General features: G+C 61.1%; 24 protein-coding genes. 10 read left to right on the forward strand and 14 right to left on the reverse strand.

Annotated elements, in window-relative coordinates; translation table 11 throughout:
• The first annotated feature begins 9 nt into the window (after nucleotides 1–9).
• Nucleotides 10–1,281 (forward strand): glycosyltransferase, encoded by a 1,272-nt coding sequence (locus tag EEB13_RS06100; RefSeq protein WP_141484841.1) that lies wholly within the window; start codon nucleotides 10–12, stop codon nucleotides 1,279–1,281.
• A gap of 79 nt (nucleotides 1,282–1,360) precedes the next feature.
• Here EEB13_RS06100 and EEB13_RS32420 read toward each other — a convergent pair whose 3' ends face one another.
• Nucleotides 1,361–2,068 carry an STAS domain-containing protein gene (locus tag EEB13_RS32420; RefSeq protein ID WP_372472402.1) on the reverse strand — a complete coding sequence of 236 codons (708 nt, stop codon included), beginning with the start codon at nucleotides 2,066–2,068 and terminating at the stop codon, nucleotides 1,361–1,363.
• Between the two features lie 188 nt (nucleotides 2,069–2,256).
• Between EEB13_RS32420 and EEB13_RS06110 the strand changes: the two genes are divergently transcribed.
• Together EEB13_RS06110 and EEB13_RS06115 are read left to right on the forward strand one after the other, a co-directional pair.
• Nucleotides 2,257–2,688 (forward strand): ATP-binding protein, encoded by a 432-nt coding sequence (locus EEB13_RS06110; protein ID WP_033235536.1) that lies wholly within the window; start codon nucleotides 2,257–2,259, stop codon nucleotides 2,686–2,688.
• Nucleotides 2,685–3,497 carry a SigB/SigF/SigG family RNA polymerase sigma factor gene (locus tag EEB13_RS06115; RefSeq protein WP_141484842.1) on the forward strand — a complete coding sequence of 271 codons (813 nt, stop codon included), beginning with the start codon at nucleotides 2,685–2,687 and terminating at the stop codon, nucleotides 3,495–3,497. The genes EEB13_RS06110 and EEB13_RS06115 overlap by 4 nt, the downstream gene beginning before the upstream one ends.
• Nucleotides 3,498–3,516: 19 nt before the next feature.
• Here EEB13_RS06115 and EEB13_RS06120 read toward each other — a convergent pair whose 3' ends face one another.
• The 4 genes from EEB13_RS06120 to aceA all read right to left on the reverse strand — a co-directional run bounded on the left by EEB13_RS06120 (nucleotide 3,517) and on the right by aceA (nucleotide 9,391).
• Nucleotides 3,517–4,557, reverse strand: a complete 1,041-nt coding sequence (locus EEB13_RS06120; RefSeq protein ID WP_141484843.1) for an NAD(P)-dependent alcohol dehydrogenase — start codon at nucleotides 4,555–4,557, stop codon at nucleotides 3,517–3,519.
• A 65-nt stretch (nucleotides 4,558–4,622) separates the two neighbouring features.
• Nucleotides 4,623–6,929, reverse strand: a complete 2,307-nt coding sequence (gene metE, locus EEB13_RS06125) for a 5-methyltetrahydropteroyltriglutamate--homocysteine S-methyltransferase (RefSeq protein WP_045063926.1) — start codon at nucleotides 6,927–6,929, stop codon at nucleotides 4,623–4,625.
• Nucleotides 6,930–7,019: 90 nt separating this feature from the next.
• Nucleotides 7,020–7,916 carry a 3-hydroxybutyryl-CoA dehydrogenase gene (locus tag EEB13_RS06130; RefSeq protein WP_033235540.1) on the reverse strand — a complete coding sequence of 299 codons (897 nt, stop codon included), beginning with the start codon at nucleotides 7,914–7,916 and terminating at the stop codon, nucleotides 7,020–7,022.
• A gap of 185 nt (nucleotides 7,917–8,101) precedes the next feature.
• Nucleotides 8,102–9,391, reverse strand: a complete 1,290-nt coding sequence (gene aceA, locus EEB13_RS06135) for an isocitrate lyase (RefSeq protein ID WP_003941533.1) — start codon at nucleotides 9,389–9,391, stop codon at nucleotides 8,102–8,104.
• 520 nt (nucleotides 9,392–9,911) lie between these two features.
• On the opposite strand from aceA, the gene EEB13_RS06140 reads away from it, so the two are divergent.
• From EEB13_RS06140 to ramB, 3 genes are read left to right on the forward strand one after another with little or no spacing between them, the layout of a single operon-like run.
• Nucleotides 9,912–10,199: an FmdB family zinc ribbon protein gene (locus EEB13_RS06140; protein ID WP_072782287.1), complete on the forward strand. Its 288-nt coding sequence runs from the start codon at nucleotides 9,912–9,914 to the stop codon at nucleotides 10,197–10,199.
• 28 nt (nucleotides 10,200–10,227) lie between these two features.
• Nucleotides 10,228–11,487, forward strand: coding sequence for a formamidase (fmdA, locus tag EEB13_RS06145; protein ID WP_045063930.1), 1,260 nt, complete (start codon nucleotides 10,228–10,230; stop codon nucleotides 11,485–11,487).
• A gap of 56 nt (nucleotides 11,488–11,543) precedes the next feature.
• Entirely contained in the window at nucleotides 11,544–12,956 is a 1,413-nt protein-coding gene (gene ramB, locus EEB13_RS06150) for an acetate metabolism transcriptional regulator RamB (RefSeq protein WP_033235543.1), read from the forward strand.
• Nucleotides 12,957–12,966: 10 nt separating this feature from the next.
• Here ramB and EEB13_RS06155 read toward each other — a convergent pair whose 3' ends face one another.
• The 9 genes from EEB13_RS06155 to EEB13_RS06195 all read right to left on the reverse strand — a co-directional run bounded on the left by EEB13_RS06155 (nucleotide 12,967) and on the right by EEB13_RS06195 (nucleotide 22,236).
• On the reverse strand, nucleotides 12,967–13,989 hold the full coding sequence (locus EEB13_RS06155; RefSeq protein ID WP_233366048.1) for an alpha/beta hydrolase: 1,023 nt from the start codon (nucleotides 13,987–13,989) through the stop codon (nucleotides 12,967–12,969).
• A 132-nt stretch (nucleotides 13,990–14,121) separates the two neighbouring features.
• Nucleotides 14,122–15,057, reverse strand: a complete 936-nt coding sequence (locus EEB13_RS06160; protein ID WP_233366049.1) for an alpha/beta hydrolase — start codon at nucleotides 15,055–15,057, stop codon at nucleotides 14,122–14,124.
• 104 nt (nucleotides 15,058–15,161) lie between these two features.
• Nucleotides 15,162–16,808 (reverse strand): class I adenylate-forming enzyme family protein, encoded by a 1,647-nt coding sequence (locus EEB13_RS06165; protein ID WP_141484845.1) that lies wholly within the window; start codon nucleotides 16,806–16,808, stop codon nucleotides 15,162–15,164.
• A 9-nt stretch (nucleotides 16,809–16,817) separates the two neighbouring features.
• Nucleotides 16,818–17,522, reverse strand: coding sequence for an ABC transporter ATP-binding protein (locus EEB13_RS06170; protein ID WP_092802221.1), 705 nt, complete (start codon nucleotides 17,520–17,522; stop codon nucleotides 16,818–16,820).
• Nucleotides 17,506–18,300: an ABC transporter ATP-binding protein gene (locus EEB13_RS06175; protein WP_141484846.1), complete on the reverse strand. Its 795-nt coding sequence runs from the start codon at nucleotides 18,298–18,300 to the stop codon at nucleotides 17,506–17,508. The genes EEB13_RS06170 and EEB13_RS06175 overlap by 17 nt, the downstream gene beginning before the upstream one ends.
• Complete coding sequence (locus EEB13_RS06180; RefSeq protein ID WP_141484847.1) at nucleotides 18,297–19,301, reverse strand: branched-chain amino acid ABC transporter permease; 1,005 nt, start codon at nucleotides 19,299–19,301, stop codon at nucleotides 18,297–18,299. The genes EEB13_RS06175 and EEB13_RS06180 overlap by 4 nt, the downstream gene beginning before the upstream one ends.
• Nucleotides 19,301–20,176 carry a branched-chain amino acid ABC transporter permease gene (locus EEB13_RS06185; protein ID WP_033235550.1) on the reverse strand — a complete coding sequence of 292 codons (876 nt, stop codon included), beginning with the start codon at nucleotides 20,174–20,176 and terminating at the stop codon, nucleotides 19,301–19,303. Before EEB13_RS06185 ends, EEB13_RS06180 begins: the two co-directional genes overlap by 1 nt.
• A 15-nt stretch (nucleotides 20,177–20,191) precedes the next feature.
• On the reverse strand, nucleotides 20,192–21,376 hold the full coding sequence (locus EEB13_RS06190; RefSeq protein WP_141484848.1) for an ABC transporter substrate-binding protein: 1,185 nt from the start codon (nucleotides 21,374–21,376) through the stop codon (nucleotides 20,192–20,194).
• Nucleotides 21,377–21,492: 116 nt separating this feature from the next.
• Nucleotides 21,493–22,236: a TetR/AcrR family transcriptional regulator gene (locus EEB13_RS06195; protein ID WP_095886764.1), complete on the reverse strand. Its 744-nt coding sequence runs from the start codon at nucleotides 22,234–22,236 to the stop codon at nucleotides 21,493–21,495.
• Between the two features lie 320 nt (nucleotides 22,237–22,556).
• Here EEB13_RS06195 and urtA point away from each other — a divergent pair, with 320 nt between their 5' ends.
• Genes urtA through urtD form a run of 4 tightly spaced genes read left to right on the forward strand, consistent with a single transcriptional unit; the run spans nucleotide 22,557 to nucleotide 26,670 of the window.
• On the forward strand, nucleotides 22,557–23,819 hold the full coding sequence (gene urtA, locus EEB13_RS06200; RefSeq protein WP_033235553.1) for an urea ABC transporter substrate-binding protein: 1,263 nt from the start codon (nucleotides 22,557–22,559) through the stop codon (nucleotides 23,817–23,819).
• Nucleotides 23,820–23,867: 48 nt separating this feature from the next.
• Nucleotides 23,868–24,752: an urea ABC transporter permease subunit UrtB gene (gene urtB / locus EEB13_RS06205; RefSeq protein WP_033235554.1), complete on the forward strand. Its 885-nt coding sequence runs from the start codon at nucleotides 23,868–23,870 to the stop codon at nucleotides 24,750–24,752.
• Nucleotides 24,749–25,855 (forward strand): urea ABC transporter permease subunit UrtC, encoded by a 1,107-nt coding sequence (urtC, locus tag EEB13_RS06210; protein ID WP_033235555.1) that lies wholly within the window; start codon nucleotides 24,749–24,751, stop codon nucleotides 25,853–25,855. The genes urtB and urtC overlap by 4 nt, the downstream gene beginning before the upstream one ends.
• Nucleotides 25,852–26,670 carry an urea ABC transporter ATP-binding protein UrtD gene (gene urtD / locus EEB13_RS06215; protein ID WP_033235556.1) on the forward strand — a complete coding sequence of 273 codons (819 nt, stop codon included), beginning with the start codon at nucleotides 25,852–25,854 and terminating at the stop codon, nucleotides 26,668–26,670. Before urtC ends, urtD begins: the two co-directional genes overlap by 4 nt.
• Nucleotides 26,671–26,672: the final 2 nt, after the last annotated feature.

A 26,672-nucleotide genomic window follows, 5' to 3' on the forward strand; every position in this document is an offset into this window, starting at 1 on the left:
GGCGCCCAGATGACTTATTCGCCCGCCATCGCACCCGGACGAATGCTCAATATCTCCATGGTGTCGGTCAATGCGGACCCACTGGCTCAGGTGGGCAATTCCGTTGCCGGACGCCAGCATCTGCACGTCGACGAGTTGTCCTCGGCGCTCGTTCGCGCGGGCCATGACGTTACGGTGTACACGCGGCGGCAGAGTGCGCACGGTCCCGACCGTGTTCGCGCACGTGGTGGTTATACCGTCGTGTATGCCGAAGCCGGTCCGCTGCATGCGCTGAGCGACAAGGAACTACTGCAGTATCTCGGCGAATTCGGTAGTGAATTACGGAATTTGTGGACTCTGGACCGGCCCGACGTAGTGCACGCGCATTTTTGGATGTCGGGTATAGCCACGGAACTGGCAACGAGGATTCTCGGCATCCCGGTTTTGCAAACATTCCATTCGCTCGGTATCACGGAACGGCGCCATCTCGGCTTGTCTGACGAAAACCCCTCGGAGCGTTCCCATCTGGAGCAGTTGGTTGCGAAGGGTGCGACGCATGTAATCGCGACGAGCTCGGACGAGGTGTTCGATCTCGTCCGGCTCGGCTCGCCTCGCTCGCGGACGACCATGGTTCCGTCCGGCGTCGACATCGACCACTTCACTCCGGAGGGGCCGCGGGCAAAACGAAACGCGCCGCACCGATTGTTGTGCGTCGGAAGGTTGGTAGAGCAGAAGGGATTCGACGTCGCGATAGCGGCTCTGGCGTCGCTGCCCGACACCGAGTTGGTGGTGGCCGGCGGTCCACCGTCGTCAGGTCTGCCTACCGACGAGATCGCCACGCAGTTGCAGAAGCTCGCCGAACGACTGGGTGTCGCGGATCGAGTGAAACTTCTCGGCCGTGTTCCCCACCAGTCGCTGCCGAAGTTGATGCGGTCGGCGGACGCACTGCTCTGCACGGCCCGCTACGAACCGTTTGGCATCGTCGCGCTCGAGGCTATGGCTTGCGGTGTTCCCGTTGTCGCAACACCGGTCGGCGGACTGCGCGACACCGTGGTGGACGGACTGACCGGGCACCGCGTTCCGGTCGACAATCCGAAACAGACCGCAAGGGTCGTGCGGCACCTGCTCGATAACGCTGAGGAAGGAGCCTTGTTCTCGCGCGCGGGCCGGGCCAGGATGTGCGAATCGTATTCGTGGGAACACGTGGCCGGCGAAGTTGTGCGGACCTATGGTCGCTGCGTCACCGCGCCGCCCCGCACGCGGACGCACAGAGTCGCTCACCGAAGCGAAGTAGCTCGGTGAGCGACCCGATTCTCCTTAAGTTCGATTCGCCTTGACGCTGTATCTCCGATACTCCTTGACGCTGTATGACTCAGCGCCTTCAGGCAAGGAAACGTTTGGTTTCGCCGAGGCCGACTGCGTGCTCCAACGAGGTGTAGCAGTCGAACATGGATTCCTGGCCGGCGGCCCTGAGGAGACGCTGAACGGGTCGACCACAGATCAAGGCAAGAGCACCGCCGGCATCCCGGGTGAGCGTGGCAAGGATCGACAACGACGACAACCCGCACATACCCATGAATTCGAGATCCGACATGTCGACAACCAGGGTCCGACCCGGCACAACCTGGCTGGACAGATAATCACGGAATGCGTTGACGCTCAACAAGTCGATTTCACCGCGAACCGAAATCACGACCGTAGAGGCACTGACCTTGTTCGCGCGAAACGAGGCGGTCGACGTCGTCGATGGCGGCGGACCGTAGTCGAGCGAACCTCGACCTGCGTACGAAAAGCCCGGTTTCGAACCTGCGTTCGTCTCCCCAGGGACAGACAATCCAGAGACGGACGGCCCGGAAAGAGGCGATCCTGGAACAGATGATTTTGGAACAACAGTCATGGTTCTCCCATCCCGCAACGGCATACACTGTGCAAAGAAACGGGGGACATCCACCAGGGGCGCACGCGATATCGGGCCCCCATAAATAATGGATAATCCCACATCGGCTGTGTGCTCAACCTCGGTTAGGAACAGTACCCCGAGATGACGGAGGTCACAAGCGCGGTGTGAGCGTTCGGTTCGGTCGCACATCACGAACTGGTGGTCGAGGTTGCGCAAAGTTGTGGTTTGAACTGCACCCTCTGGAGGTAATCCCCATTAAGCGTCTGCGCACCGGCGTAGATATTTTTTGTATAGGGGTGTCTGTGATCGTATCGGTCGGTATGGTTCACCGCACCAGCGTCCGGGGCCGGCACCTGGTACGACGATCCGGAGAACTCATGCCACATCTCAGCGCAATCGAACCCGATCAGGATCGCACTCAACCCGTCGTCGAGTTGAGAATCCGGGCAACCCTTGACCAACTGTCGATATTGCGGGCGCTCGCTGCGACCGTCGCGATTCAGGAGAGCTTCGACCTCGACGCCATCGCCGACATCAGGCTGGCCATGGATGAGATCTGTACGCATCTCATCGTCCGAGCTCTCCCCGATTCTGTACTGGTGTGCCGATTTGTCTACGCGGCGTCCCAATTACATATTTCGGTCGCGACCACGACAGCTGAGTCCGACGGCGCCGACCAGCGATCCTTCGGGTGGCACGTCCTCACCGCCCTGACCGACTCGATTTCCCTTGATCAAGAGGAAGATCCGAATGGCGCCGGGTACATCACGACTATGAAGTTCACCAAAGCCGACGGCAGGCGCCAGTGACATCGTCCGCTCGCGGGACATCGCCCGAGCATGGCCCACCGCGGCCGCGTCGTCGGTCGACAGACGAGTATCGAGACGTCATAGCCGTTTTCGAGAAGTTGGACACCCTCGATCGTCACGGAGTTGAGTACGAGCGAGTGCGGGCCGCGCTCATCACGCGCTGCCTCCCGCTGGCTGAGCACATTGCCCGGCGCTTCGACGGCCGCGGCGAGGCACATGACGACCTTGTTCAGGTCGCACGGCTGGGTCTGGTCAACGCGGTCGACCGGTTCGATGTCAGTCGTGGATCGGACTTCGTATCGTTTGCCGTCCCCACTGTCATGGGAGAAGTCCGTCGACACTTCCGGGACACCGGCTGGGCGGTCCGCGTTCCTCGCCGTATGAAGGAATTGCACTTCCAACTCGGCCAGGCGATCAGCGAGCTGTCACAGCAGTTGGGGCACGCTCCGACCGTCGACGAACTTGCGGCGACGCTGGGTGTCGAACGCGAAGAAGTAGCCCAAGCGCTCATCGCCGGAAACGCTTATCAAACAGTGTCGGTCGACGGCGCTGCGTCCAACCACACCGACGATCTTCCCCTGGTGGAAACTCTCGGCGATTACGACGCAGCTCTCGAGAATGTCGAAAATCACGAAGCTCTGCGGCCACTGCTCGAGAAGCTACCCGACCGGGAAAGGACCGTGTTGATGCTGCGGTTCTTCGGCAATCTCACGCAGACGCAGATCGCCGAGAAGGTCGGGGTATCGCAGATGCATGTGTCGCGGTTGCTCGCGAAGACTCTCAGTAGCCTTCGCGAGCAACTCGACTAACCCGCAGTAGCGACCGCGATCAGATTGTGGCCGTGTCGATGACAAATCTGTAACGGACGTCGCTTGCGACCACACGATCGTAAGCGACGTTGATCTCACTTGCCGGAATGAGTTCGATCTCGGCCCCGATTCCGTTTTCGGCGCAGAAGTTCAGCATCTCCTGCGTCTGCGGAATGCCGCCGACCATGCTGCCGGCCAGGCTACGACGGTTCGCGGCAAGCGAGAACGCGCGTACCTCGATCGGCTTCTCCGGCAATCCCAATTCGACCAAGGTTCCATTGAGTGCGAGCAACGACATGTACGCGTCGATGTCGAGGTTGACCGACACGGTGTTGAGAATCAGATCGAACTGTCCACGCAGTTCCTTGAACGTTCCGGGGTCCTTGGTGGCGTAGTAGTGATCCGCACCGAAACGCAGACCGTCGTCCTGCTTGCTCAGTGATTGACTCAGGACGGTGACCTCGGCCCCCATCGCTTTGGCGATCTTCACACCGACATGGCCGAGTCCACCGAAGCCGATGATCGCAACCTTCGTGCCCGGTCCGGTTTTCCAGTGCCGTAGCGGCGAGTACAACGTGATACCTGCACACAGAAGTGGCGCCGCGACATCGAGTTCGATGCCGTCGGGAATCGAAAGAACAAAGTGTTCGTTGACGACGATGGACGTCGCATACCCACCTTGGGTGCGCTCGCCGTCACGACCCTTGGCGTTGTAAGTGCCGGTCACTCCGGTGCGGCAGTACTGCTCCTCACCGGCGACGCACATGTCACATTCCCCGCAGGAGTCGACAAAACAACCGACACCCACGCGGTCGCCGACCTTGTGCATCGTCACCTCGGAGCCGATCGCGGCAACTACACCCGCGATTTCGTGGCCCGGGACAACCGGGTATTTTGTTCCGCCCCACTCATTTCGGGCGGAGTGGATGTCGGAGTGGCAGATTCCGGCAAACTTGATGTCGATGAGAATGTCCAGTGGACCGAGCTCGCGTCGTTCGATGGTGGTCTTCTCCAGAGGACCGTCAGCGGACATAGCGGCGTAAGCAGCAGCAGTAACCATGGGTACATGCCTACTCGCGCAAGAAGGGACCTGCAAATTGCAGGTCCCTTCTTGTACCGATTTGTCTAGTTGTCGGTATCCTGAGCGTTCTCGGCCCGGCGACGCAGTCGTCTCGCCGCCGCAACCAAGTTGCGCAGTGACGGCTCGAGCTGCCACGGATGGCGGGTCTTGAGCCCACCGTCCGGGTTTGCCCACAAACGATCGAGAGAAATCGATTCGCTTGCCTCCGTGAGCAATTCGTCGAGTTCGTCGATATCCGGGATCCTCGCCGAACGGGACTCGTACACACCGGGTCCGACGCCGTGTGTGAGCGCGCCTTCCTTCAGTGCGTCGAGCACCCACGTGATGGAGCGGGTCGCGACGATCGCCGTCACATCGGCGTCCAACCGTTCGATGGCGTCGACCACCGACGACCGAGCGGAGTACGTCAGATGCGTGTGGATCTGTGTTTCCGGCTTCGCTCCACCTGTTGCCAGACGGAACGCGTCGACGGCCCACTCCAGGTAGGCCTCCCGGCCGTCCTCACGTAGCGGCAGCAGTTCACGAATTGCAGGCTCGTCCACCTGGATGATGGCGATGCCGGCCGCTTCGAGATCTGCAATTTCGTCCCGAATGACAAGGGCCAGTTGCTCTGCCGTTTCGTAGAGCGGCTGATCCTGACGGACGAAAGAACGGGCGATCATGGTGACCGGTCCGGTGAGCATGCCCTTGACCGGCTTGTCGGTCAGCGACTGCGCGTACGCAATCCATTCGACCGTCATCGGCTTCGGACGCGCGATGTCTCCGTAGAGAATCGGCGGACGCGTGCAACGAGATCCGTATGCCTGCACCCAACCGTTGTGCGTGAAGGCATACCCTTCGAGCAGTTCGGCGAAGTACTGGACCATGTCGTTGCGCTCGTGCTCACCGTGCACGAGGACGTCGAGTCCGATGTCCTCCTGCAGGCGGATGGTGCGTTCGATCTCTTCCTGGATGCGCTTGTAGTAGTCGTCCCACTCCAACCGACCCTCGCCGAGTTCGTAACGTGCCTGGCGGATTTCGTTGGTCTGCGGGAACGAGCCCAATGTCTGAGCCGGCACCAAGGGCAGGTTCAACCGTTCCTGCTGAGCCTTACGACGCTCTTCGTACGGAGCGCGGATACGATCTTCGGGCTTGACTGCGTTGACCCGAGCTCGCACGGCGTGCTTGAGCTTGAAGTGCACCTTTGTCGGACGCTTGCGCCACTTGTCCGACGGACCTTCGGTGAGGGCCTTCGCAAGTGTCACGACCTCGCCGACCTTCTGCTTGGCAAAGGCCAGACGATCCGCGACGTCTCCCGGGATGTCGTACTCGGAGAGCACGTCGTACGGCACGTGCAGCAGCGAAGACGACGTGGAGACAACAAGATCCGGGACAACGTCCTTGAGCTCGTTGAGGTACGTCAAGGTGTTGAAACGATCGACTCGCCAGACGTTTCGGCCGTCGACCACACCGGCGTAGATCCGCTTGCGCTTGATATGGGGAACCGCAGCCAGTTCTTCGGCCGTGATCCGGCCGTGCACGAGGTCCAGCCCGAATGCCTCGATCTTGGTGGCAGCCAGGATGTTCAGAGCCTCGCCGAACTTGCCGTACGGTCCTGTGACCAGCAGACGCGGACGCAGCGGCGCGGTGGACAGCTTCTCGTACGCCCGCTTGAGCGCATCGAGCTCTTCTGCCGAGCGATCCTCCGTCACCGAAGGCTCGTCCAGCTGAACGCATGTTGCGCCGGCCTTGGCCAACTGCTCGAACAGCTTCTCGTACACGGGAAGTAGATCGTCGAGTCGATCGAGCGGCGCGAAATCGGCGTCGACCGCTTCGGTTGCCGGCCCCACCTTGGAGAGCAGAAGCAACGACACCGGTCCCATGATCACGGGACGCAGTTCGATGCCTCGTTCCTTGGCGCGCTCGAATTCGTCGAGCAACGCCTCCGAGTGGAGTGAGAACTCGGTGGCGGCGTCGATCTCGGGCTGACGGTAGTAGTAGTTGGTGCCGAAGAACCGGACCAACTCCAGGGGCGGGAAGTCGGGACGTCCACGCGCCATCGTGAAGTAGAAATCGAGTGGGTCCAAAGCGCTTTCGAGCGGCTTGAACCGCTCGGGCACGGCGCCGAACAGCAAGGCGTTGTCGAGAACGTGATCGTAGAACGAGAAGGTATTGCCGGGAACCTGGCTCAATCCCGTTGCAGCCAATTCGCTCCAGGTCGATTCCTGAAGTTCCTTGGCAACCGCGAGAAGTGCGTCCTTGTCGGAATTGCCGTGCCAGTAGGACTCGAGGGCACGCTTGAGCTCCCGCCGCGGCCCGATGCGCGGGTACCCCAGGACGCTGGAGCCGAATGCTGCAGTGCTGCTGGACATGCGGTCGACCTTTCTAACCGAGGGGCGCAAGCGCCCTGTGCGCCTTTGTGGTAGCCGGAACTACCAGAAAGGCGCACAGGGCCATTGGCCTTAGCTTGCCTGCTTGGCGGAACGACCGTTGTCGGTGTACTCGTAGAACCCTGCGCCGGACTTCTTACCCGTCAGACCGGCCTCGACCATACGGAGGAGCAGCGGCGGGGCGGAGTACAGCGGCTCCTTGAACTCTTCGTACATGGAGTCGGCGATGGACTTGACGGTGTCGAGTCCGACCAGGTCCGTCAGAGCCAGCGGACCCATGGGGTGCGCGAGGCCGAGAACCGTTGCCTTGTCGATGTCTTCCTTGGTGGCGAAGCCCGACTCGACCATGCGGATGGCCGAGAGCAGGTACGGCACCAGGAGTGCGTTGACGACAAAGCCGGAGCGGTCGGCACTGCGGACAACCTGCTTGCCAAGGACGTCACTGGCAAAAGCCTCGGCGCGCTGCGACACCGTGGAGCTGGTCTTGAGCGTCGTCACCAGTTCGACGAGCGGCAGAACCGGCACCGGGTTGAAGAAGTGCATACCGATGACTCGCTCGGGACGCTTGGTCGAGATACCCAGCTTCATGATCGGGATCGACGACGTGTTGGACGCGAGAACCGCATCCGGATCCGTCACGACCGCGTCGAGCTCGGCAAAGATTTCGCTCTTGATCTTCTCGTCTTCGACGACGGCCTCCACAACGAGCTGGCGGTCCGCGAAATCTCCCAGATCGGAGGTGAAACGCAGACGCCATGCGGCCTGCTCACGCTCACGTTCTGTGATCTTTCCGCTGCTCACGCCGCGGTCGAGCGAACGCAGGATGCGTGAACGCCCGGCTGCTGCAAGCTCGCGAGTCTGCTCGAAGACCAGAACATCGACATGTGCGCGGGCGCACACCTCGGCGATTCCGGCACCCATGATTCCGGCGCCGATAACGCCGACGCGCTGAATTTTTTCGCTGGTCACGTCAGCTCCTTGTTTGTCTCGTGGAGTTTGTCTGGTGGAGGTGTAGCTGTGGAAGCACTTCGAACCGCGTCGACGCTGATGGCCGGCGCAATCGGAACTGCTTTGAAGACGAAAGAGAAGTAGTGCGGTGATACAAGCAGGGGAGAGACCCGAAGCCGAGCCTCTCCCCCACCCGATGTCAGTTCTTAGTGGAACTGTCCCTCTTCGGTGGAGCCCTTGAGAGCTGCCGTCGAGGTGTTGGGGTCAACCGTGGTGGCGATGGTGTCGAAGTAGCCGGCGCCAACCTCACGCTGGTGCTTGATGGCGGTGAAGCCACGCTCTTCGGCAGCCTTGAACTCGCGCTCCTGCAGGTCGACGAATGCCGTCATACCTTCACGGGCGTAGCCGTAGGCCAGGTCGAACATGCCGTAGTTGAGCGAGTGGAAGCCTGCGAGCGTGATGAACTGGAACTTGAAGCCCATCGCGCCGAGCTCCTTCTGGAACTTCGCGATGGTCGCGTCGTCCAGGTGTGCCTTCCAGTTGAAGGACGGGGAGCAGTTGTAGGCCAGGAGCTGGTCCGGGAATTCGCTGCGAACGGACTCGGCGAACTTCTTTGCAACCTCGAGGTCCGGCACGCCGGTCTCCATCCAGATGAGGTCTGCGTACGGTGCGTAAGCCTTGGCGCGAGCGATGCAGGGCTCGATGCCGTTCTTGACGCCGTAGAAGCCTTCAGCCGTACGGGTTCCGTCGAGGAACGGGCGGTCGCGCTCGTCCACGTCGGAGGTGATGAGGGTTGCGGCCTCAGCGTCGGTGCGGGCGATGATGACGGACGGAACGTCCGCGACATCGGAAGCCAGACGAGCCGAGGTCAGGGTGCGGATGTGCTGCTGCGTGGGGATGAGCACCTTGCCGCCGAGGTGGCCGCACTTCTTCTCCGAAGCGAGCTGATCCTCCCAGTGAACGCCGGCTGCGCCGGCGCCGATCATGGCCTTCTGCAGCTCGTATGCGTTGAGAGCGCCACCGAAGCCGGCTTCGGCGTCGGCAACGATCGGAGCGAGCCAGTTGCTGACGGAGGTGTCACCCTCGGTCTTGGCGATCTCGTCGGCGCGCAGCAGTGCGTTGTTGATGCGACGAACGACGGTCGGAACCGAGTTGGCCGGGTAGAGGCTCTGGTCCGGGTACGTGTGGCCCGAGAGGTTAGCGTCGCCGGCAACCTGCCAGCCGGAGAGGTAGATGGCCTTGAGGCCGGCGCGAACCTGCTGCACAGCCATGTTGCCGGTAAGTGCACCGAGGGAGTTGATGTAGTCCTCGTTGTTCACGAGATCCCAGAGGATCTCGGATCCGCGGCGAGCGAGGGTCTGCTCCTCGACGACGGTGCCCTGGAGCTTGACGACCTGATCGGCCGTGTAGTTACGAGTTACGCCCTTCCAGCGAGGGTTGGTGTCCCAATCCTGCTGAAGCTCTGCTGCGGTCTTCGGGGTGCCGGTGGTCGACATCAAGACTCCATCTCTTTGATCTACTGGTCCGGCCCGTTGTGAGCGGTACGTGCGTACTGCTTCACATCCTTGCCAGGCCCTTTTTGTGTACTCATCGAGAATGACACATCGAAAAAGTGCCGTCTACCTGTTGCTAATGCCAATCTTCGCTAGCTTTTCAACACACTTTGCTAAGACTGCGAAGATCGAGAGGGGTTCAAACCTCGCCAATCGGGCAGGTTTCCTACTGGCCGGTAGCAAGAAACTGCAGGCTGTGAACGAAATGCACGCAACCTACTGCGACGACGCAAGCGCGCCGCCGATGGGCAACTCCAGCATCACTCCCAGCAACATTTTGTGACTCGAAGTGACCGCAATCACGCCCGTCTGGGTGGAATTCGCAGATTCACCGTGCGCAGGCGGGATTTATTGCACACAAGTTGCCTCGAAACGTGCGCTTCGGCCTGATTTCGCACACTTGTGTGCACCTGGGCTCGCCGTTCCGCTGCCGCCGACGCCAACCTCCACTAGCGTGACGGCCATGCCCCTGTACGAGTTTCGCTGCACCGGCTGCGGACCGCTCGAACGGTCGTTTGCGATGGCCGAGGTTCCCTCGTCGATTGTGTGCCCACAATGCTCCGCTGATTCCCGACGCGTGATGTCCACACCGAGATTGAGTCACGCATCCTCTGCCGCGATGGGACTACTCGACGCCACTGCGCGATCCGCACACGAGCCGGCAGTAGTCAACGGCTCACTACCGGGCACTCGCCGCACCGTCACCCCGACTACGTCTAATCCGTTGCACCGCAAGCTACCTCGCCCCTGAGTATCACCTTCGATGATGAGGAGTTCACATGCCGGAGTTGCTGTTCCCCCTCGATTCCACCAAGAAGTTCACCGAGCAGGCCATCGTCGGCCATAACCGCTGGCACCCTGATATTCCGGCCGCAGTCACGGTGAAGCCGGGCGATGCGTTCCGTGTTCACTGCCGCGAGTGGTTCGACGGTGCCATTCACAACGACGACTCCGCGGACGACATCCTCAATGCGCCCCTCACCACCGTGCACACGCTTTCCGGCCCGTTTGCCGTCGAAGGGGCAAAGCCCGGCGACCTCCTGATCGTCGACATTCTCGACATCGGCCCTATCCCCCAAGAAGATTCGGGACCGTTGGCCGGCCAGGGCTGGGGGTACACCGGCATCTTCCCGCGTAACAACGGCGGCGGATTCCTCACCGAGCAGTTCCCCGACGCATACAAAGCGGTATGGGATTTCTCGGGACAGACCGCTACGTCGCGCCATATCCCACACGTGTCGTTCACCGGCATCGTGCACCCGGGACTCATGGGCACTGCGCCGTCAGCGGCCTTGCTCGCCAAGTGGAATGCCCGCGAAGGTGCATTGATTGCCACCGATCCCAATCGCGTTCCCCCGCTGGCACTTCCACCCGAGCCCCGTGACGCCGTACTCGGCACCCTCACCGGCGACGACTACACGCGTGTTGCCGGCGAGGCTGCCCGCACGGCTCCCCCGCGCGAGAACGGCGGCAACCAGGACATCAAGAACCTGACCAAGGGCAGCCGAATCTTCTACCCCGTATTTGTCGACGGAGCGAACCTGTCCGTCGGCGACCTGCACTTCTCCCAAGGCGACGGTGAGATCACCTTCTGCGGCGCCATCGAGATGGGCGGCTTCATCGATCTGCGCGTCGACATCATCAAAGGCGGCATGGACACCTACGGGGTATCCGAGAATGCGATCTTCATGCCAGGCAACACAGATCCGCAGTACTCCGAGTGGCTGGCATTCTCGGGCACATCCGTGACGCTGGACGGTGAGCAGAAGTATCTCGACTCCCATCTGTCTTACCAGCGCGCCTGCCTGCACGCGATCGAATACCTCACGAAGTTCGGCTACGCACCGGAGCAGGCATATCTGCTACTCGGCGCCGCGCCGATCGAAGGCAGGCTCTCCGGCGTCGTCGATATTCCGAACTCCTGCTCGACGGTGTATCTCCCGACCGCGATCTTCGACTTCCCACTTGCCCCGTCTGCGAACGGTCCGTTCCAGATCGATCCCGGCATGGGTGCTCCGCGTGCGGAGAACAAAGCCTAGGTTAAGTCTGCAAACACAAGTTTGCGAACTTCCTACACCCCTCGTATCCTGGCTGAATGTCGAAAACCTTCGTCGGTGTCCGGCTCCGCCAACTGCGTACCGAGCGTGGGCTGAGCCAGGCGTCGTTGGCAAAGACGCTCGAAATATCGGCAAGTTACCTCAACCAGATCGAGCACGACGTCCGCCCGCTGACGGTGCCGGTCCTGCTGCGGATCAGCGAGGTGTTCGGTGTCGACACCACCTTCTTCTCGTCGCAGGACGACACTCGACTGATCGCCGAAATGCGCGAGGTGGCTCTCGATCAGGAAATGGGTATCGACGCCGACGCGCACGAGATCGCCGAGATGGTGTCGAGCCATCCGGGGTTGGCGAAGGCGATGGTCAACATGCACCGCCGCTTCCGCAACACCACGGCGCAGCTGGCCGCGGCCACCGAGGATCGCTTTTCGGACGGCAGCGGCAGTGGTTCCATCACGATGCCCCACGAGGAAGTCCGCGACTACTTCTACCAACGGCAGAACTACATCCACGATCTTGATACTGCCGCGGAAGAACTGACGTCACGCCTGCGTTTCCACCGTGGCGACATCGCGGGCGAAATCGCTCGCCGTCTGGAAACGATTCACGACGTGCAGATCGTTCGCCGAATCGACCTCGGCGAGAACATTCTGCATCGGTACGACCCCGTGAACCGGGTCCTCGAGATCTCGTCGCACCTCTCCGGTGGTCAGCAGGTATTCAAGTTCGCCACCGAGCTCGCTTACCTCGAACACAACGACCTACTCGACTCCCTCGTCGCCGAAGGCAACTTCACCAGCGAGGAATCGGTGTCGCTGGCTCGCCTCGGGCTGGCCAACTACTTCGCCGCGGCTACCGTCCTCCCTTACGGACAGTTTCACGATGTGGCCGAAGATTTCCGGTACGACATCGAACGTATGTCAGCGTTCTACTCTGCCAGCTACGAAACGATCTGCCACCGACTGTCGACGTTGCAGAGACCGAAACTGCGCGGTGTCCCGTTCATGTTCGTCCGCGTCGACCGCGCCGGAAACATGTCGAAGCGTCAGTCCGCCACCGGTTTTCACTTTTCCACCAGCGGCGGCACCTGCCCCCTGTGGAATGTGTACGAAACCTTCTCCTACCCGGGCAAGATCATGCCGCAGATCGCCCAGATGCCTGACGGCAGACGGTACCTGTGGGTGGCGCGGACAGTCGAGCGTCGGGCCGCGAGGTACGGCCAGCCTCAGAAGATCTTTGCCATCGGATTGGGCTGCGAAATCCGCCATGCCCACCGTCTCGTCTACGGCGACGGCTTGGACTTGGACGAGTCCAATCCCGGCACACCGATCGGTTCGGGTTGCCGAGTGTGCGAACGCTTGAACTGCCCCCAGCGCGCCTTCCCTCCATTGGGCAAGGCCTTGGACATCAGCGAGCATCGAAGCTCGATCTCGCCGTATGTAATTCGATAGAGGCTCGACGCTACTGCGAATGCGCACGCAGGAATGCGACCGTGCGATCGAACGCGATCTGCCCGTCGGGAGTATCCAGATCGAACTGGTACTCGTGTTCGAGCGCCGGTTCGTAGTCATCCGGGTAGAAGAGCGCGTCGACGTCGACACCCAGGCGAATAAGTGTGTCCGCAAACGGTTTCGACTGGCCGGCGGTCAGTTCGTCAGCATTGCCGCCGGTGATGAAGGTCGGGGGGAAAGCCGATGTGACGATGTTTATCGTCGACATCTGCCTGACCGCCGGTGAGTTCTCGAAGTCCTTGGTCCCGGTGTAGGCCCAAACGGATTCGCGGTCTGCCGTCCACCCGAATCTGCCGTCGGGATCGAGGAATTCGTACATATCGAAGACGCCACAGTCCAGGACGACGCCCCGGACCTGCTGCGGCGACAGGCTCGGCGTGACTCCGACTTCGGCGGCGTAGACCGGGTCGGTGATCATTGCAGCAATCTGGCTCGAGATCTGGCCGCCCGCAGAATCGCCGCCGAGGAAGAGTGCGTTCGGATCCACGTGCAACTGCTCCGCATTGTCGGTGATGTACCGATAGGCGTCGTTCAGTTGATGGAGCACTGTCGGGTACGTCGCGTCCGGGCCCAGAGAGTAGTCCAGGGAGATGACCGTGAACCCTTGGCCGGCAAGACTCTTGTAGTAGCCCGAGTAATCTTCCTTGTCGCCGTAGATCCAACTACCACCATGAGTCCAGATGAGTGTTGGCAGCGCTGCCGACGCCGAATCCGGGAAGTAGACGTCGAGTAGGGCATCCGGATCGCCGTCGCGGTAGGTCACATCGGTACGCGTCTCGACGCCGGACGGAGCCAACTCCGACAGCGTCGCAGAAACCGAATCTGCACTTCCTTCCGCCATCCACCGCATTGCCAACGTCCCCGGCCATGGGCTGAAGTACGTCGCCAATCCGCCGATAATCATCAGCGTGAACACCGCGCTCAACAGGCCGAGCGCCCACCTGGGCGATCGACGTGTGGACGACTTGGGCACGGCAACTCCTGGGCGTCGGAAACAGCATCGGCACAAGGCTAGCGGAGATGCGGTTCCTGGGAATTGCCTGTCAATTATCGACGACCAGATTGCCGGGATTGTCAAATTCTCAAGCAGAACAAGGGGATACGATCAATCAACCCGCGCCGACAGGAAATCCACGGTGCGCTCGAACGCCACCACACCGTCTGCACCATCGAGGTTGAACTGGTACTCATGTCCGAGCGGCGGCTCGTGATCTTCCGGAAAGAACAAGGTGTCCACCTTGACGCCGAATCCAGTCAGCTTGTCGGCCAAAGGTTTCGACTGACGATCTGTCAGCGGGTCGGCATTGCCGCCACTGATATAGGCGGGCGGGAAATCGGCCGTGACGTGATGGAGCGTCGACATCTGTTGCGCCGCTGTGCTATCGACAAAAAGGCGATCACCGGTATAGGCCCACAGCGAGCGATCGACACCCCAGCCGATGATGCCGGGGCCACCCACCATGTTCGCAACATCGTAGATTCCGCAGTTCAGCACAACTCCGCGCAGTTGATCCGGATGCAAGGCCGGCTTCACACAGACAAGGTCCGCGTACTCCGGATTGGTGATGATCGTTGCCAATTGGCTCGACAACTGAGCACCTGCCGAATCACCGGCCAGAAATATCTTCGACGGATCGACGTGCAACCTCTCGGCGTTCGCGAGGATGTACGCGTGTGCGTCGTTGAGCTGACCGATCGCGGTTGGATACCGATGCTCGGGTCCGATGGAGTAGTCCAGCGACACCACGGTGAAACCGCGCGAGGCAAGTAACTCGTAGTACGTGGCGTTGTTGGACTTGTTGCCGGAAATCCAGGCACCACCGTGTGTCCACACCACTGTGGGGAGCGCGGTCTGCGTACCAGCCGGGAAATACACGTCCAGGCGGGCGTCGAAATCATCGGTGCGATAGTACTGATCCCGAATAGCGTCGACGCCTCCCGGCGCGTGCTTGCGTAGCTTGTCGGTGACCTTTGCTGCGTCACGGCCGAAAACCCAGCGCACAATCAGCGCGCCGGGTCTCGGACTGCGAAGCAGAGTCATGAGTCGATGGGACATCGGTGTCCTGAGTCGATATGGCATCGGAGTCCTGACAGCTCGGCACTAGGTCCGAATCAGACTAACCCGACACCGTCGAAGCCGCCGGATCAACAGATCGCCTCAGCCAGTTTCTCGCGCACAAGTTCCTTGACGGCGCCTTTGGCAACCTTTCCGCCGGCTGCCATAGGCAACTCCGCCAGCGTCATCACATACTCCGGAATGTATTCGCGAGTGATGCCCTGCTCACGCATCCACTCGGTGAGCTCTGCCGCGGACAGTGCCTCACTGTCCGTGGTCACGACAACGGCGCACACCTTTTCCCCGAACAGAGCGTCGTCGACGCCGACCGCGGCAACCAAATCCACCAGCGGGTGCGCACGGACGTATTCCTCGACTTCGACGGCGGAGATGTTCTTGCCACCGCGAATGATGATGTCGGCCTTACGACCCACAACGCGGACGCGACCGTCCTCGTCGATTTCGACGATGTCGCCGAGCAGCATCCAGCCGTCTTCGGTGTACAGCTCGTTGTTGGCGTCGACGTCGCCCCAGTAGCCCTGACACATCAACGGTCCGTTGACCGCCGGTTGCCCGCGGCGCATGGATCCGACCACTTCTGTTGCGGCGTCGTCGAATACCCGAACCTGCATCCGGTCGATGACGTGACCACAGGTACGCAGCCGGGTGTCGGAGTCGTCGTCGACGGTGGTGACGGAGACTGCTCCGGTTTCGTTGGAACCGTAGAATTGCAGCACTGCCGCTCCGGTTCGTTCCTCGAATGCCAGCGCCTCCGAGTACGGAACCGCCTCTCCCCCGGTAAACATGACGCGCAACGTATCGAGGTTTGCGCTCGCAGCGGCGTCGGATCGCAACAGCATCTTGAATTGTGTACTCACACAGTTCAACACGGTGACGCCTTCACGTTCGATGAGATCGATCATCACCGCGACGTCGAATCGCTCCATGACCACGTTGGGGGCGCCGAGCAACGCGGGCAGGAAATGCGACGTCCACAGGCCGAAACCGAAGGGAGCCGGAACCGCCCCGAGGAAGACTTCTTCCGGTCCGACATCGGCTGCCTCTGCGCCGATCTCGGAGAATGCAACCCACCGATCTTCCGTCTGAGTCACCAGCTTCGGAAGTCCGGTCGTACCGGACGTCGAGTTCAGCATGGACACGGCAGCCGTCGAGAAGGTCGGGCTCGAGGCCTCGAAAACCCGCTTCGGCACGGGAAGAGAGACAACACCTCCCACCGCGGCGGCCCGTTCGAAACTCACGGCTCCGGTGTCGTCGGCAAACACCACGTCGAGGGTGGGATGCGCCTGTCGCAGTTGTGAGATCAACTCCGTGGTGTCGACGCCGCGCAAAGATCGCGTCGTCACCAGAACTGTGGCGTCGGAACGTTCGATCAGATGCGAGATCTCGCGGAGCCCGGATCGCGACCCGATTCCCACGGCCACCCGGCCGGTCCGGTACGCGGCACACAGCGCGGCGTGGAAGACCATGGTGTCCGGAAGCAGCACCGCTACATGCCCGTATCCCTCACTGGAAAGTTCGAGTGCCGACGCAATGGCGTCCGCGGCCGCGTCGTACTGCGCCCACGAAATTCGCGAAGTCGGGGTGATGAAGGCCGTGCGGTCCGGAATGGTCTCCGACCAGTGACGGACTATTTCACTGATGCTGACGCCGGAAAATCGATCCGGATCGAGGGCAAACTCGCCGATTGCCACGTCCAACGTTGTGGGTTCCTGCATGATCGTCGTTCATCTCCCCTCGGCGCTGTGCACGCCCATCGACAATTTGTAAGCAGCATCCAGCGAAGCGGCGGAATCGCATTCGCGCACAATCTCGCCGCGTTGCATCACGTACCCACGGTCCACGACCGCCTTCAATGCTGACAAAGCGGGCTCGGCCACAATCACCGTAACCCCTTCCGATGCCAGTTGTCCTACAAGCGTGCGTAATTCAGCCACGATCTTGGGCGCGAGACCGGTCATCATCTCGTCGAGAAGCAGCAACGACGGTTTTGCCAGCAACGCCCGGCCCAGAACCAGCATCTGCTGCTCACCACCACTGAGTACCCCGGCAAAACTTTCGGCGCGGTCCTTCAGAATGGGAAAGCGCGCAAAAGCCGAATCCACTGCGTCCGCGTTCAGACCTAGAAGATCGGCACCCACGCGTAGATTTTCGCGGACCGACATGCGCATGAACAACTGCCGTCCCTGCGGAACATAAGCAAAACCGCTGCGTGCGCGTTCGAGTGCCGACATCTTCTCGACACTGCGGCCATCGACGGTTATCCGGCCGGACGCCGGTACGGAACCGTAGATCGCACCCATCAGAGAAGTCTTGCCCGCACCGTTGGGTCCGACCAGCGCGGTGACCTGACCGGGGGCAGCGACGAAGCTGACGTCGCGTACCGCGATGGCCGATCCGTAACGGACAGTGACCTTATCGACCTCGAGCATTGCTCACACCCTCTTCGTCGTCGGAACCGAAATACACCTCACGCATCGCGTCGCTGGACAGGCAGTCCTGCGGCGGACCGTAAAACGCGACGCCGCCGAAGTTCAGCAGGACAACCGTTGTCGCAAGTTCTGCGATGAGGTCGACGTTGTGATCGACGAGAACAACACCCTTGCCCTGCGCGGCAATGGAACGGACAGCGCCCGAAATAGCGTCGATGCCGTCGTGATCCGCGCCTGCAAACGGTTCGTCCAGGAGCAGCACTTCCGGACCGGTGGCCATCGCACGCGCAACCTCGACCAACCGCTGCGCTCCCAGACTCAGATCCCCGCACGCGCTTTCGGTGTCGCTGATCGAATACTCCCGCGCCAGCGCCGAAGCCTGGTCCGACGCTCTGTCCCAGTTCTCGAACGGCCCCTTGATCGCCCACCACAGCGAGCGCAGCGGCGACGTGATCCGGTGCCCGTAGAGTCCCGGGATGATGTTGTCGAGGGCATTGAGTTCGAGTGCCAACTGCGGATGCTGGAACGTACGCGAGAGCCCCTGCCTGGCACGACGTTCCGACGGGCCGCTCAGCGCCTTACCGGCCAGCGTGACCGTTCCGGAATCGGCTTGTTGGGTACCGAAGATGCAGTCGACGAGTGTTGTCTTGCCTGCGCCGTTCGGTCCGACCAGACCGATCACCTCACCGCGACCGACACTGAACGACACGTCGTCGACGGCACGCACACCGCCGTAGGACTTGTGGAGCCCACGAACCTCGAGCAACGGATCGGTCATCGGGAATCACGCTCCTGGTAGGTAGCAGTCAGACGGTTGATCAACGCGCGAGACCAACCGATCACGCCGCCAGGTGCGACGATCAGGATGACCAGAACCGCACCCGCCAGCAAGAGTTCACCACTGCCCTGATAGCCGGGCATGTTGAGTGTCACGATCACCACGATGAGAGCGCCGAGCGGCGCGCCCCACGCGGAACCGCGGCCACCGATGATCGGCATGAAGATGGCAAGGAAGACGATGCTGAGCGTGAAGGTTTCCGGCGTCACCGCTTGAACCGAGACGGTGAAAAGCGATCCTCCGGTCGACGCGATTGCCGCGCCGATAGCCAGTGCCACGACGGTCAGATGCATCGGGTTGACACCGGATGCCCTGGCGACGTTCCGATTGTCCCGCGAAGCTTGCAACATCAGGCCCCACACGGACTTCCGCAGTCGATCGACCGCAACGGCGATGGCGCAGACGAACAGAATCGCGAAAACGACCAACGCATAGCGAGGTGGTTCCCAGCCGAACATCGTGAGAGCCGCGACGCCCGAGATTCCCGCCGAACCGCCGGTGAAACTCGGTCCGTCGATGAGCCAGTGCTCGAAGGCAATTCCGAACAGCAGAGTCACAGCGGCGAGGTAGAACCCGGAAAGCTTCTGCGTGGCAAGACTGAGCAGCACTGCCACACACGCCGCGACCAGAGCGCCGATGAGCCACCCCCACCACATCGACATCCCGGTCTTCACCGACATCAAGGCAACCGCGTAAGCCCCGATCGCCGCGTAGGCGCTGTAGGCCATCGACAGGGAACCTGCCAGAACGAAGGGAACATACATCCCCAGTGCAATCAGCGAGTACGTCGCGGCCAGGAAGATAAGGTCCTGCCGGTACAGGCTCGGCCCCATCCACAGGAGAAGTACGGCAACAACTGTCACCGTAATCAGGGCTTCTCGCGACACGTTGCCGAGCCGCGCTCGCGACCTGATCGCGCGAGGTGTGGTTATCGCACCCATCAGACGCGCACCTTTCTCGAGAGCAGACCTTCCGGGCGGAAGGCGAAGAAGACCAGTGCGATCAGGAGGATCGCGGTCTGTGCGGCGCTGGCACCGAAGTAGTACGGCGCGAACACCTGGACGATGCCCAGCAACATTCCACCGATCAGCGGTGCCCAGCTACGCCCGGTACCGCCGATGACCAGCGCGATGAATGCGGTGAGCGTCCAGGACAATCCACTGGTGAACTGCACGCCGGCTTTGGGAGCGAACAACAGTCCGGCGATCGCGGCGATGACGCCCGCGAGTGTGAAGGCAATCAGTCGAACACGGTCGACCGGCAAGCCAAGTACCCGTGCTGCCTCAGGGTTGTCGCCCACCGCGCGCAGCAACCGGCCGGCGGTAGACCTGTTCAGCCACAGTCCGATTCCGATGAACACCAGCGCAGTGGCCACGATCAGAACTACAGTCGCGCTGTCGAGCGTCGCGCCGCCAACGGTGATCGGATCGAAGTCGAAGATCTTCTGCCCGGGCAACGGCGTACGCCCGAATACGGTTCCCGCAAGCTGCTGAATACCGAAGAGCACCGCCGTCACGGCTACCAAGGCCGGCAGCTCACCGCGCCCCGAACGCTTCTGAACCTGCTTTACCACCAGCTTTTCGGTCAGCACCGAAAGCGCCACTGCAACAGCAATTCCCAGTGGCATGGCCAACCACAGAGCCAGCCCGTGATTGACCGCGATCCAACTGCTCGCCATAGCCGCTGCCATGGCGTACGGACCCATCGCGAAGTTGAAGAAATCCGCGCCGACCACCACGAGGTACATCCCCAGGGCGATCAACGAGAAGAAAGCACCGATCTCGATGGCTGCAAGCCAGAGTTGTGCGTCTGTCATGTCAAAGCTCCTCGGTTATCCGCACGGGGGCTGATAGGAATCCCACGGATGGGCGGGCTTGTTGTCGTCACCGAATTCGATGAGCACCAGTCCGCACAGGCTGTCCGGGGCCAAGTGGTCGCCCGGGCTGAAGGACAGTGTCAAATCGTCCTGGCCGAAACTGGAGGGAAGACCCGAAACCTGCTGGAGTGCATCACGAACGGCGGTCCGGTCCTGATGATCACCGGCAATCTCGATGGCCTTCGCCAGCATCATGACCGCGTCGTACGATTGCGCGTCGTAGGCGGTCAACTGATAGTCGGCGCCCTTGACCGCCCGGACCTTCTCGGTCAACTCCGCAGTTCGCGCATTGTCGGCACTGAGCGATCCCATGTAGACCATGCCACTCAGGGCCTTCGGATCGGCCAAAGCCCACGACGCCGGCTGGTTTCCGATGGAGGCCAGTGAGAAACGCTGCGTCTCGGGAACGATCTTCGAAAGTGTGTTGTGCACCAGAATCTCGAAGTGCCCACCGATGCTGGCCACAAGAATGGCGTCAGGCTTCGTTTCCGCGAGTCGCGACACCTGCGCCGTGAGGTCCGCGGCGTCTACCGGAGCCTTCTCGACGGCAGTGACCGTTGCGCACTTCTCCAGCGCCGGACGCAGCGTCTTTATGATGCCGTCGATGGAAGCGCTTGCATCACCGAGGATTCCGAGTGAGCGGTAGCCCAGCTTCTCGAACGCTCCGCAATACACCTCGGCATATTGCTTGAGCGAGTTGGGAATCATGAACGAATAGTCGTTGCCAGGAGGGGAAGCAAACGCGTCGCTGAGGACAACGGGCGCAATCGCCGGGATCTTCGACTGCTCGAGAATCGACTTCGCCTGCAGGACCGAGCCGCTGCCGGTCGCCAGAATGACGGCACTTGCGCCCTGATCGACCAACTTACGAATGATCGACGGCGTCTTGGTGGGACTGCTCTCGTCATTCTCGACAACCAGGCGGACGGGCTTGCCGTTGATCCCACCTGCCTGGTTGATCAAGTCGACGCTGAGGCGGACCGTCTTGCCCGCGATGGTGCTGTACGACGCACCGGGGCCCGTCGAATCCTCGTCCAGCCCGATCACGATCTCGTTGTCCGGAATGACTCCGGCAGATGCACACGCACCTGCCCCGAGCACGACTGCCGCGGCTAAGGCTATTGCCTTCCCGAGTCTCACATCCCACTCCTGTCCAAACGATATTTGGTAAATCAAACAAGCGCTTGATTCACGACGCTGGGCAGAAGTATGCACTGGGTCACATAGATAGTCAAAACCGCCGTAACAGGGAGCGATCAGCCCCGTTGTTCGGCCTGCAGATCGCGAATCGCGGTGCTCAGATCGCGGATAACCGACTTCAACTCGTCGACGTCCGAACGCAGTTCGGCAACCTCACCGACCGGCGGTGCAACGTCGACATTGTCAGCCTTGACCTTCACCCGAGCGAGCGCTGTGGAACCGTCTCCGCGGCGGGCAAAACCGTCGAGAAACACCAGGATCAAATTCCGCTGCAGTTCCGGCGCCAGCTCGGCCAACTGTGAACGGTATTGAGCCACCGTCGACCACACCGACTCCCGCATCAACCGATGAAACTGTTCAGGATCGATGTCTTCGCGAAACTCCCCGTCTGCAATCCCACTCGCAATTGCCGTGCGCCAGTAGCTGTGCGCCTTCTGGACCGCAACGGTGATCGGCGCGTCGGATGGCTGGGACGACAGGATCGCCTCGCCTTGATAGACCTCGGTGGCGTATGGGTGGTCGAGCGCGGTATTGAACGAGACCTCGACCATGGACGCCAACCGGTCGCGAGCTGATCCGCCAGGTTCGATCGAGTCCTCGTATCTGATGTTGAGATCTTCGAGGAAACGCACGACTATTTCGTGCGCCATCGCATCCTTGGATTCGAAGTAGTGATAGAGGCTTCCGGACAGAATTCCGACCTCGTCGGCGATATCTCGCACCGTCGTTGCCGCGATACCACGCTCGCTGAACAATTTTGCCGCGTGAGTGAGTATCTCTTCCCGTCGGGTCGAACGCACTGGTCTAATCCCCTCATCAATCGTCAAGCGAATGCTTGATCGAATATCGAGGATGCTAACACCGAGCCTGCTCTGACCTGCGGAGTGAGCACTCGTTCATCCAACCGACATATCGGACACACGATGGTGATCGAGTCTATTTCTTTCAGAAACAAGTTCTCCCTACGCTCATCCGCATCGACGAATACAACGCCGTATACGCGAGCCGGATACATCACATCCGGTAGTCCGTTCCCCGAAGCCATGTACCTGTAGCCACGCCCCTGTTTGCACGTCGGCGAAAAGCAGGTACTGAAGTCATGAAGACGAAAGGCCCGTCTATGCGAACCTTCTCGAAGCGCACCCTCGCCGCTCCGGCAGCTCTTGCAGCTCTGGGTTTGGTACTCACCGGTTGCGGAAGCAAAGCCTCTGATACGACGTCGGGTGACACCACGGCAGCATCGTGCGTCGACACCTCCGGCGACACGATCAAGGTCGGTTCACTCAACTCGTTGTCCGGCACCATGGCCATCAGTGAAGTGACAGTGCGCGATTCGATTGCACTCGCAGTTCAGGAGATCAACGACGCCGGTGGCGTTTTGGGCAAAAAGGTTCAGATCGTCGCCGAGGACGGCGCATCCGAGCCGACGGTATTCGCAGAAAAGGCGGAGAAGCTCATCAGCAGCGACTGTGTCGCAGCCGTTTTCGGCGGCTGGACGTCGTCGAGCCGTAAGGCCATGCTCCCGGTCTTCGAAGACAACAATTCGCTCCTCTACTACCCCGTTCAGTACGAGGGCCTCGAGGATTCCAAGAACATCTTCTACACCGGCGCTACGACCAATCAGCAGATCATCCCGGCACTGGACTACCTGAAGGAAAAGGGCGTCAAGTCCCTCTACCTGGTCGGAAGTGACTACGTCTTCCCGCAGACCGCCAATCGCATCATCAAGGCGTACGCGGAAGCAAACGGCATCGAGATCAAGGGCGAGGACTACACGCCGCTCGGTTCGACCGACTTCTCCACCATCGTCAACAAGGTGCGCACGGCTGACGCCGACGCCGTATTCAACACGCTCAACGGCGATTCGAACGTCGCGTTCTTCCGCGAGTACACCAATGTGGGGCTGAAGCCGGCCGACATGCCTGTTGTCTCGGTGTCCATCGCAGAGGAAGAGGTCGGCGGCATCGGCGTGCAGAACGTCGAAGGACAGCTGACGGCCTGGAACTACTACCAGACCATCGACACCCCGGAAAACAACAAGTTCGTCGCGGCATACAAGGCGAAGTACGGCCAGAACAAGCCGACGTCCGACCCCATGGAAGCTGCATACACCTCGGTGTACCTGTGGAAGAACACGGCCGAGAAGGCCAATTCCTTTGCTGTCAAGGATATTCAGGACAACGCCGACGGCGTCACCTTCGAAGCCCCCGAAGGCCTCGTCACCATCGACGGCGACAACCATCACATCACCAAGACCGCCCGCATCGGCGAAATCCGAAGCGACGGACTGATCTACACCGTCTGGGATTCCGGTCAGCCGATCGAGCCCGACCCGTACCTCGAGAGCTACCCGTGGGCCTCGGGTCTCGGCGCCAGCAAGTAACAACCTGACCGCAATGAAACCGACTGGTAGAGAGGTGGAACGTCTGTCATGGATGTTGTGATCGGACAGCTGTTCACAGGTTTGAGCATCGGCTCGATTCTGTTGTTGGCTGCATTGGGACTATCGCTCACGTTTGGCCAAATGGGTGTCATCAACATGGCCCACGGCGAGTTCATCATGGCCGGCTCGTACACGGCCTACGTTGTACAGCAGGTAATCTCCAATGCAACCGGTTCGTTGATCATCTCTCTACTGGTCGGTTTCATCGTCGGCGGATTGATGGGTGTGGCCCTGGAAGTGCTTCTGGTGTCACGGATGTACCACCGCCCGCTCGACACGTTGTTGGTGACGTTCGGCGTCGGACTGATCCTTCAGCAGTTGGCGCGCGACATCTTCGGTGCGCCTGCCGTCAACACCACCGCACCGTCCTGGCTTTCGGGCGGTGTCGACATCCTCGGCGCCGTAGTTCCGAAAACCCGCATCTTCATTCTGGTGCTGGCAATCGCGGCGGTGATCGCATTGTCTCTGGCACTCAAGCAGTCGTCGATGGGTAGGCGCATCCGCGCCGTAGTCCAGAACCGAGATCTGGCCGAGACCAGCGGAATATCTTCCCGCCGTACCGATATCACCACCTTCTTCCTCGGATCCGGACTCGCCGGCGTTGCCGGTGTCGCCCTGACCCTGATCGGTTCCACCAGCCCGACCATCGGGCAGTCGTATCTGATCGACGCGTTCCTGGTTGTGGTCGTCGGCGGACTCGGACAGATGAAGGGCGCAGTGATCGCCGCGTTTGCACTCGGCATCCTGAACTCCTTCATCGAGTACTCCACCACCGCATCGATTGCCAAGGTCATCTTGTTCGTCATCATCGTCGTCTTCCTCCAAGTGCGTCCCCAGGGACTGTTTGCAGTCAAGACAAGGAGCCTCGTATGAGCGTCCTGACCAATCCCCGAATCCGGGTCTGGGGCGGATTCGCGCTCGCCGCGATCATCCTGTTCGGACTGGCCCCAGCCGTGCTCTCCGACTTCCGGCTCTCCCTGCTCGGAAAGTTCCTGTGCTTCGCGATCGTCGCAGTAGGCATCGGACTCGCCTGGGGCAGAGGCGGAATGCTCACCCTCGGCCAAGGTGTGTTCTTCGGCATCGGCGCCTACGTCATGGCAATGCACCTCAAGATCGCCGACGCCGAACTCAAAGGTGACGCGGTACCCGATTTCATGGCGATCGCCGGCAAGACCGAACTGCCCGGTTACTGGCAGCCGTTTGCCTCCCCGTTCGTTGCGATCTTCGCGGTACTGTTCCTGCCTGCGACCGTCGCGTTTCTCCTCGGACTCGGCGTGTTCAAACGACGCGTCAAGGGTGCATACTTCGCGATCCTCTCGCAAGCTCTCGCCGCGGCATTCGCCATCCTGCTGATCGGTCAGCAGACCATCGGCGGCAGCAACGGACTCAACCGTTTCCGCACGTTCTTCGGCTTCAACCTCAACGACCCCGCCAACAAGCAGATGCTGTTCTTCATCGCCTCCGGAGTGCTCCTCGCCTCCGTCGCCCTGATCCGGCAGCTGATGAACTCGCGCTACGGTGAACTGCTTGTCGCAGTGCGAGATCAGGAAGAGCGCGTGCGCTTCCTCGGGTACGACCCTGCCAACATCAAGCTGGTCGCCTACGTCACCGCCGCATTCCTGGCCGGTATCGCCGGAGCGTTGTTCGTACCTATCGTCGGCATCATTTCCCCCGCCGACGTCGGAATCGTTCCCTCCATCGCCTTCCTCATCGGCGTGGCGATCGGCGGCCGCGCAACGCTTCTCGGCCCCGTGCTCGGTGCCATCGGTGTTGCCTGGGCCCAGTCGGCCTTCTCCGAGAAGATGCCGTCCGGCTGGATCTATGCCCAGGGTCTGATGTTCATCGTTGTCGTCGGGTTCTTCCCCGCCGGAGTCGCCGGACTCTTTGCGCTCCTGCGCCACCGCCGCAAGCGTGAAAAGACCACCCCCGAAACACCGAAAATCAGCGAACCGGAAACTGTGGAGGTGTCCGTATGACCAGCACCGGTACAACCGACACAAGCGCACCGAACCCCGTATTGGGCGGCAATGCCGGAATGTCCTCCGAATACCTGGAAGTGCGGAACTTGAGTGTCAGCTTCGACGGGTTCAAGGCCGTCGACAGTGTGGACCTGACACTGATGCAGGGTGACCTTCGCTTTCTGATCGGCCCCAACGGCGCCGGGAAGACCACCCTTGTCGACGCCATCACCGGACTGGTACCGGCGACGGGTTCGATCACCAAGTCCGGTGAACAGTTGCTGGGCAAGAAGGTTCACAAGATCGCCCGCCTCGGGGTCGGGCGCACCTTCCAGACCGCCAGCGTCTTCGAAGAACTCTCCGTTCTGCAAAACCTGGACATCGCTGCCGGTGCGGGCCGCTCCCCGTGGGAGTTGCTGCGCACCCGCAAATCCGTTCTCCCCGAGATCGAGGAAGCCCTCGAAACCACCGGACTCGAAGCTCTACGCGATACACCCGCCGGTATCCTCGCGCACGGGCAGAAGCAGTGGCTCGAGATCGGAATGCTTCTGGTACAGAACTGTTCGGTACTTCTACTCGACGAACCCGTCGCCGGAATGAGCCTGGAAGAACGCGAGGAAACCGGCAACCTCCTGCGTCGTATCGGTGGTGCGCGCACCGTGGTTGTCGTCGAGCACGACATGGACTTCATGCGAGCATTTGCCACCTCGGTCACCGTCCTCGCAGCAGGCAAGGTTCTTGCGGAAGGAACTGTCGCGCAGGTTCAGGCCGATCCCAAAGTCCAAGAGGTCTACCTCGGCACCGCTGCGGCTGTGCCTCACGGCGAGGAGTGAAT

This window comes from Rhodococcus sp. WS3, assembly GCF_003797085.1.
GTDB lineage: Bacteria > Actinomycetota > Actinomycetes > Mycobacteriales > Mycobacteriaceae > Rhodococcus_F > Rhodococcus_F globerula.

Bases quoted from the DNA above. Each gene is read 5' to 3' on its own strand.
- EEB13_RS06100 (WP_141484841.1), top strand. From the start codon at position 10: ATGACTTATTCGCCCGCCATCGCACCCGGACGAATGCTCAATATCTCC.
- EEB13_RS32420 (WP_372472402.1), bottom strand. From the start codon at position 2,068: ATGTGCGACCGAACCGAACGCTCACACCGCGCTTGTGACCTCCGTCAT.
- EEB13_RS06110 (WP_033235536.1), top strand. From the start codon at position 2,257: ATGCCACATCTCAGCGCAATCGAACCCGATCAGGATCGCACTCAACCC.
- EEB13_RS06120 (WP_141484843.1), bottom strand. From the start codon at position 4,557: ATGGTTACTGCTGCTGCTTACGCCGCTATGTCCGCTGACGGTCCTCTG.
- metE (WP_045063926.1), bottom strand. From the start codon at position 6,929: ATGTCCAGCAGCACTGCAGCATTCGGCTCCAGCGTCCTGGGGTACCCG.
- aceA (WP_003941533.1), bottom strand. From the start codon at position 9,391: ATGTCGACCACCGGCACCCCGAAGACCGCAGCAGAGCTTCAGCAGGAT.
- EEB13_RS06140 (WP_072782287.1), top strand. From the start codon at position 9,912: ATGCCCCTGTACGAGTTTCGCTGCACCGGCTGCGGACCGCTCGAACGG.
- fmdA (WP_045063930.1), top strand. From the start codon at position 10,228: ATGCCGGAGTTGCTGTTCCCCCTCGATTCCACCAAGAAGTTCACCGAG.
- ramB (WP_033235543.1), top strand. From the start codon at position 11,544: ATGTCGAAAACCTTCGTCGGTGTCCGGCTCCGCCAACTGCGTACCGAG.
- EEB13_RS06160 (WP_233366049.1), bottom strand. From the start codon at position 15,057: ATGACTCTGCTTCGCAGTCCGAGACCCGGCGCGCTGATTGTGCGCTGG.
- EEB13_RS06165 (WP_141484845.1), bottom strand. From the start codon at position 16,808: ATGCAGGAACCCACAACGTTGGACGTGGCAATCGGCGAGTTTGCCCTC.
- EEB13_RS06170 (WP_092802221.1), bottom strand. From the start codon at position 17,522: ATGCTCGAGGTCGATAAGGTCACTGTCCGTTACGGATCGGCCATCGCG.
- EEB13_RS06175 (WP_141484846.1), bottom strand. From the start codon at position 18,300: ATGACCGATCCGTTGCTCGAGGTTCGTGGGCTCCACAAGTCCTACGGC.
- EEB13_RS06180 (WP_141484847.1), bottom strand. From the start codon at position 19,301: ATGGGTGCGATAACCACACCTCGCGCGATCAGGTCGCGAGCGCGGCTC.
- EEB13_RS06185 (WP_033235550.1), bottom strand. From the start codon at position 20,176: ATGACAGACGCACAACTCTGGCTTGCAGCCATCGAGATCGGTGCTTTC.
- urtA (WP_033235553.1), top strand. From the start codon at position 22,557: ATGCGAACCTTCTCGAAGCGCACCCTCGCCGCTCCGGCAGCTCTTGCA.
- urtB (WP_033235554.1), top strand. From the start codon at position 23,868: ATGGATGTTGTGATCGGACAGCTGTTCACAGGTTTGAGCATCGGCTCG.
- urtC (WP_033235555.1), top strand. From the start codon at position 24,749: ATGAGCGTCCTGACCAATCCCCGAATCCGGGTCTGGGGCGGATTCGCG.
- urtD (WP_033235556.1), top strand. From the start codon at position 25,852: ATGACCAGCACCGGTACAACCGACACAAGCGCACCGAACCCCGTATTG.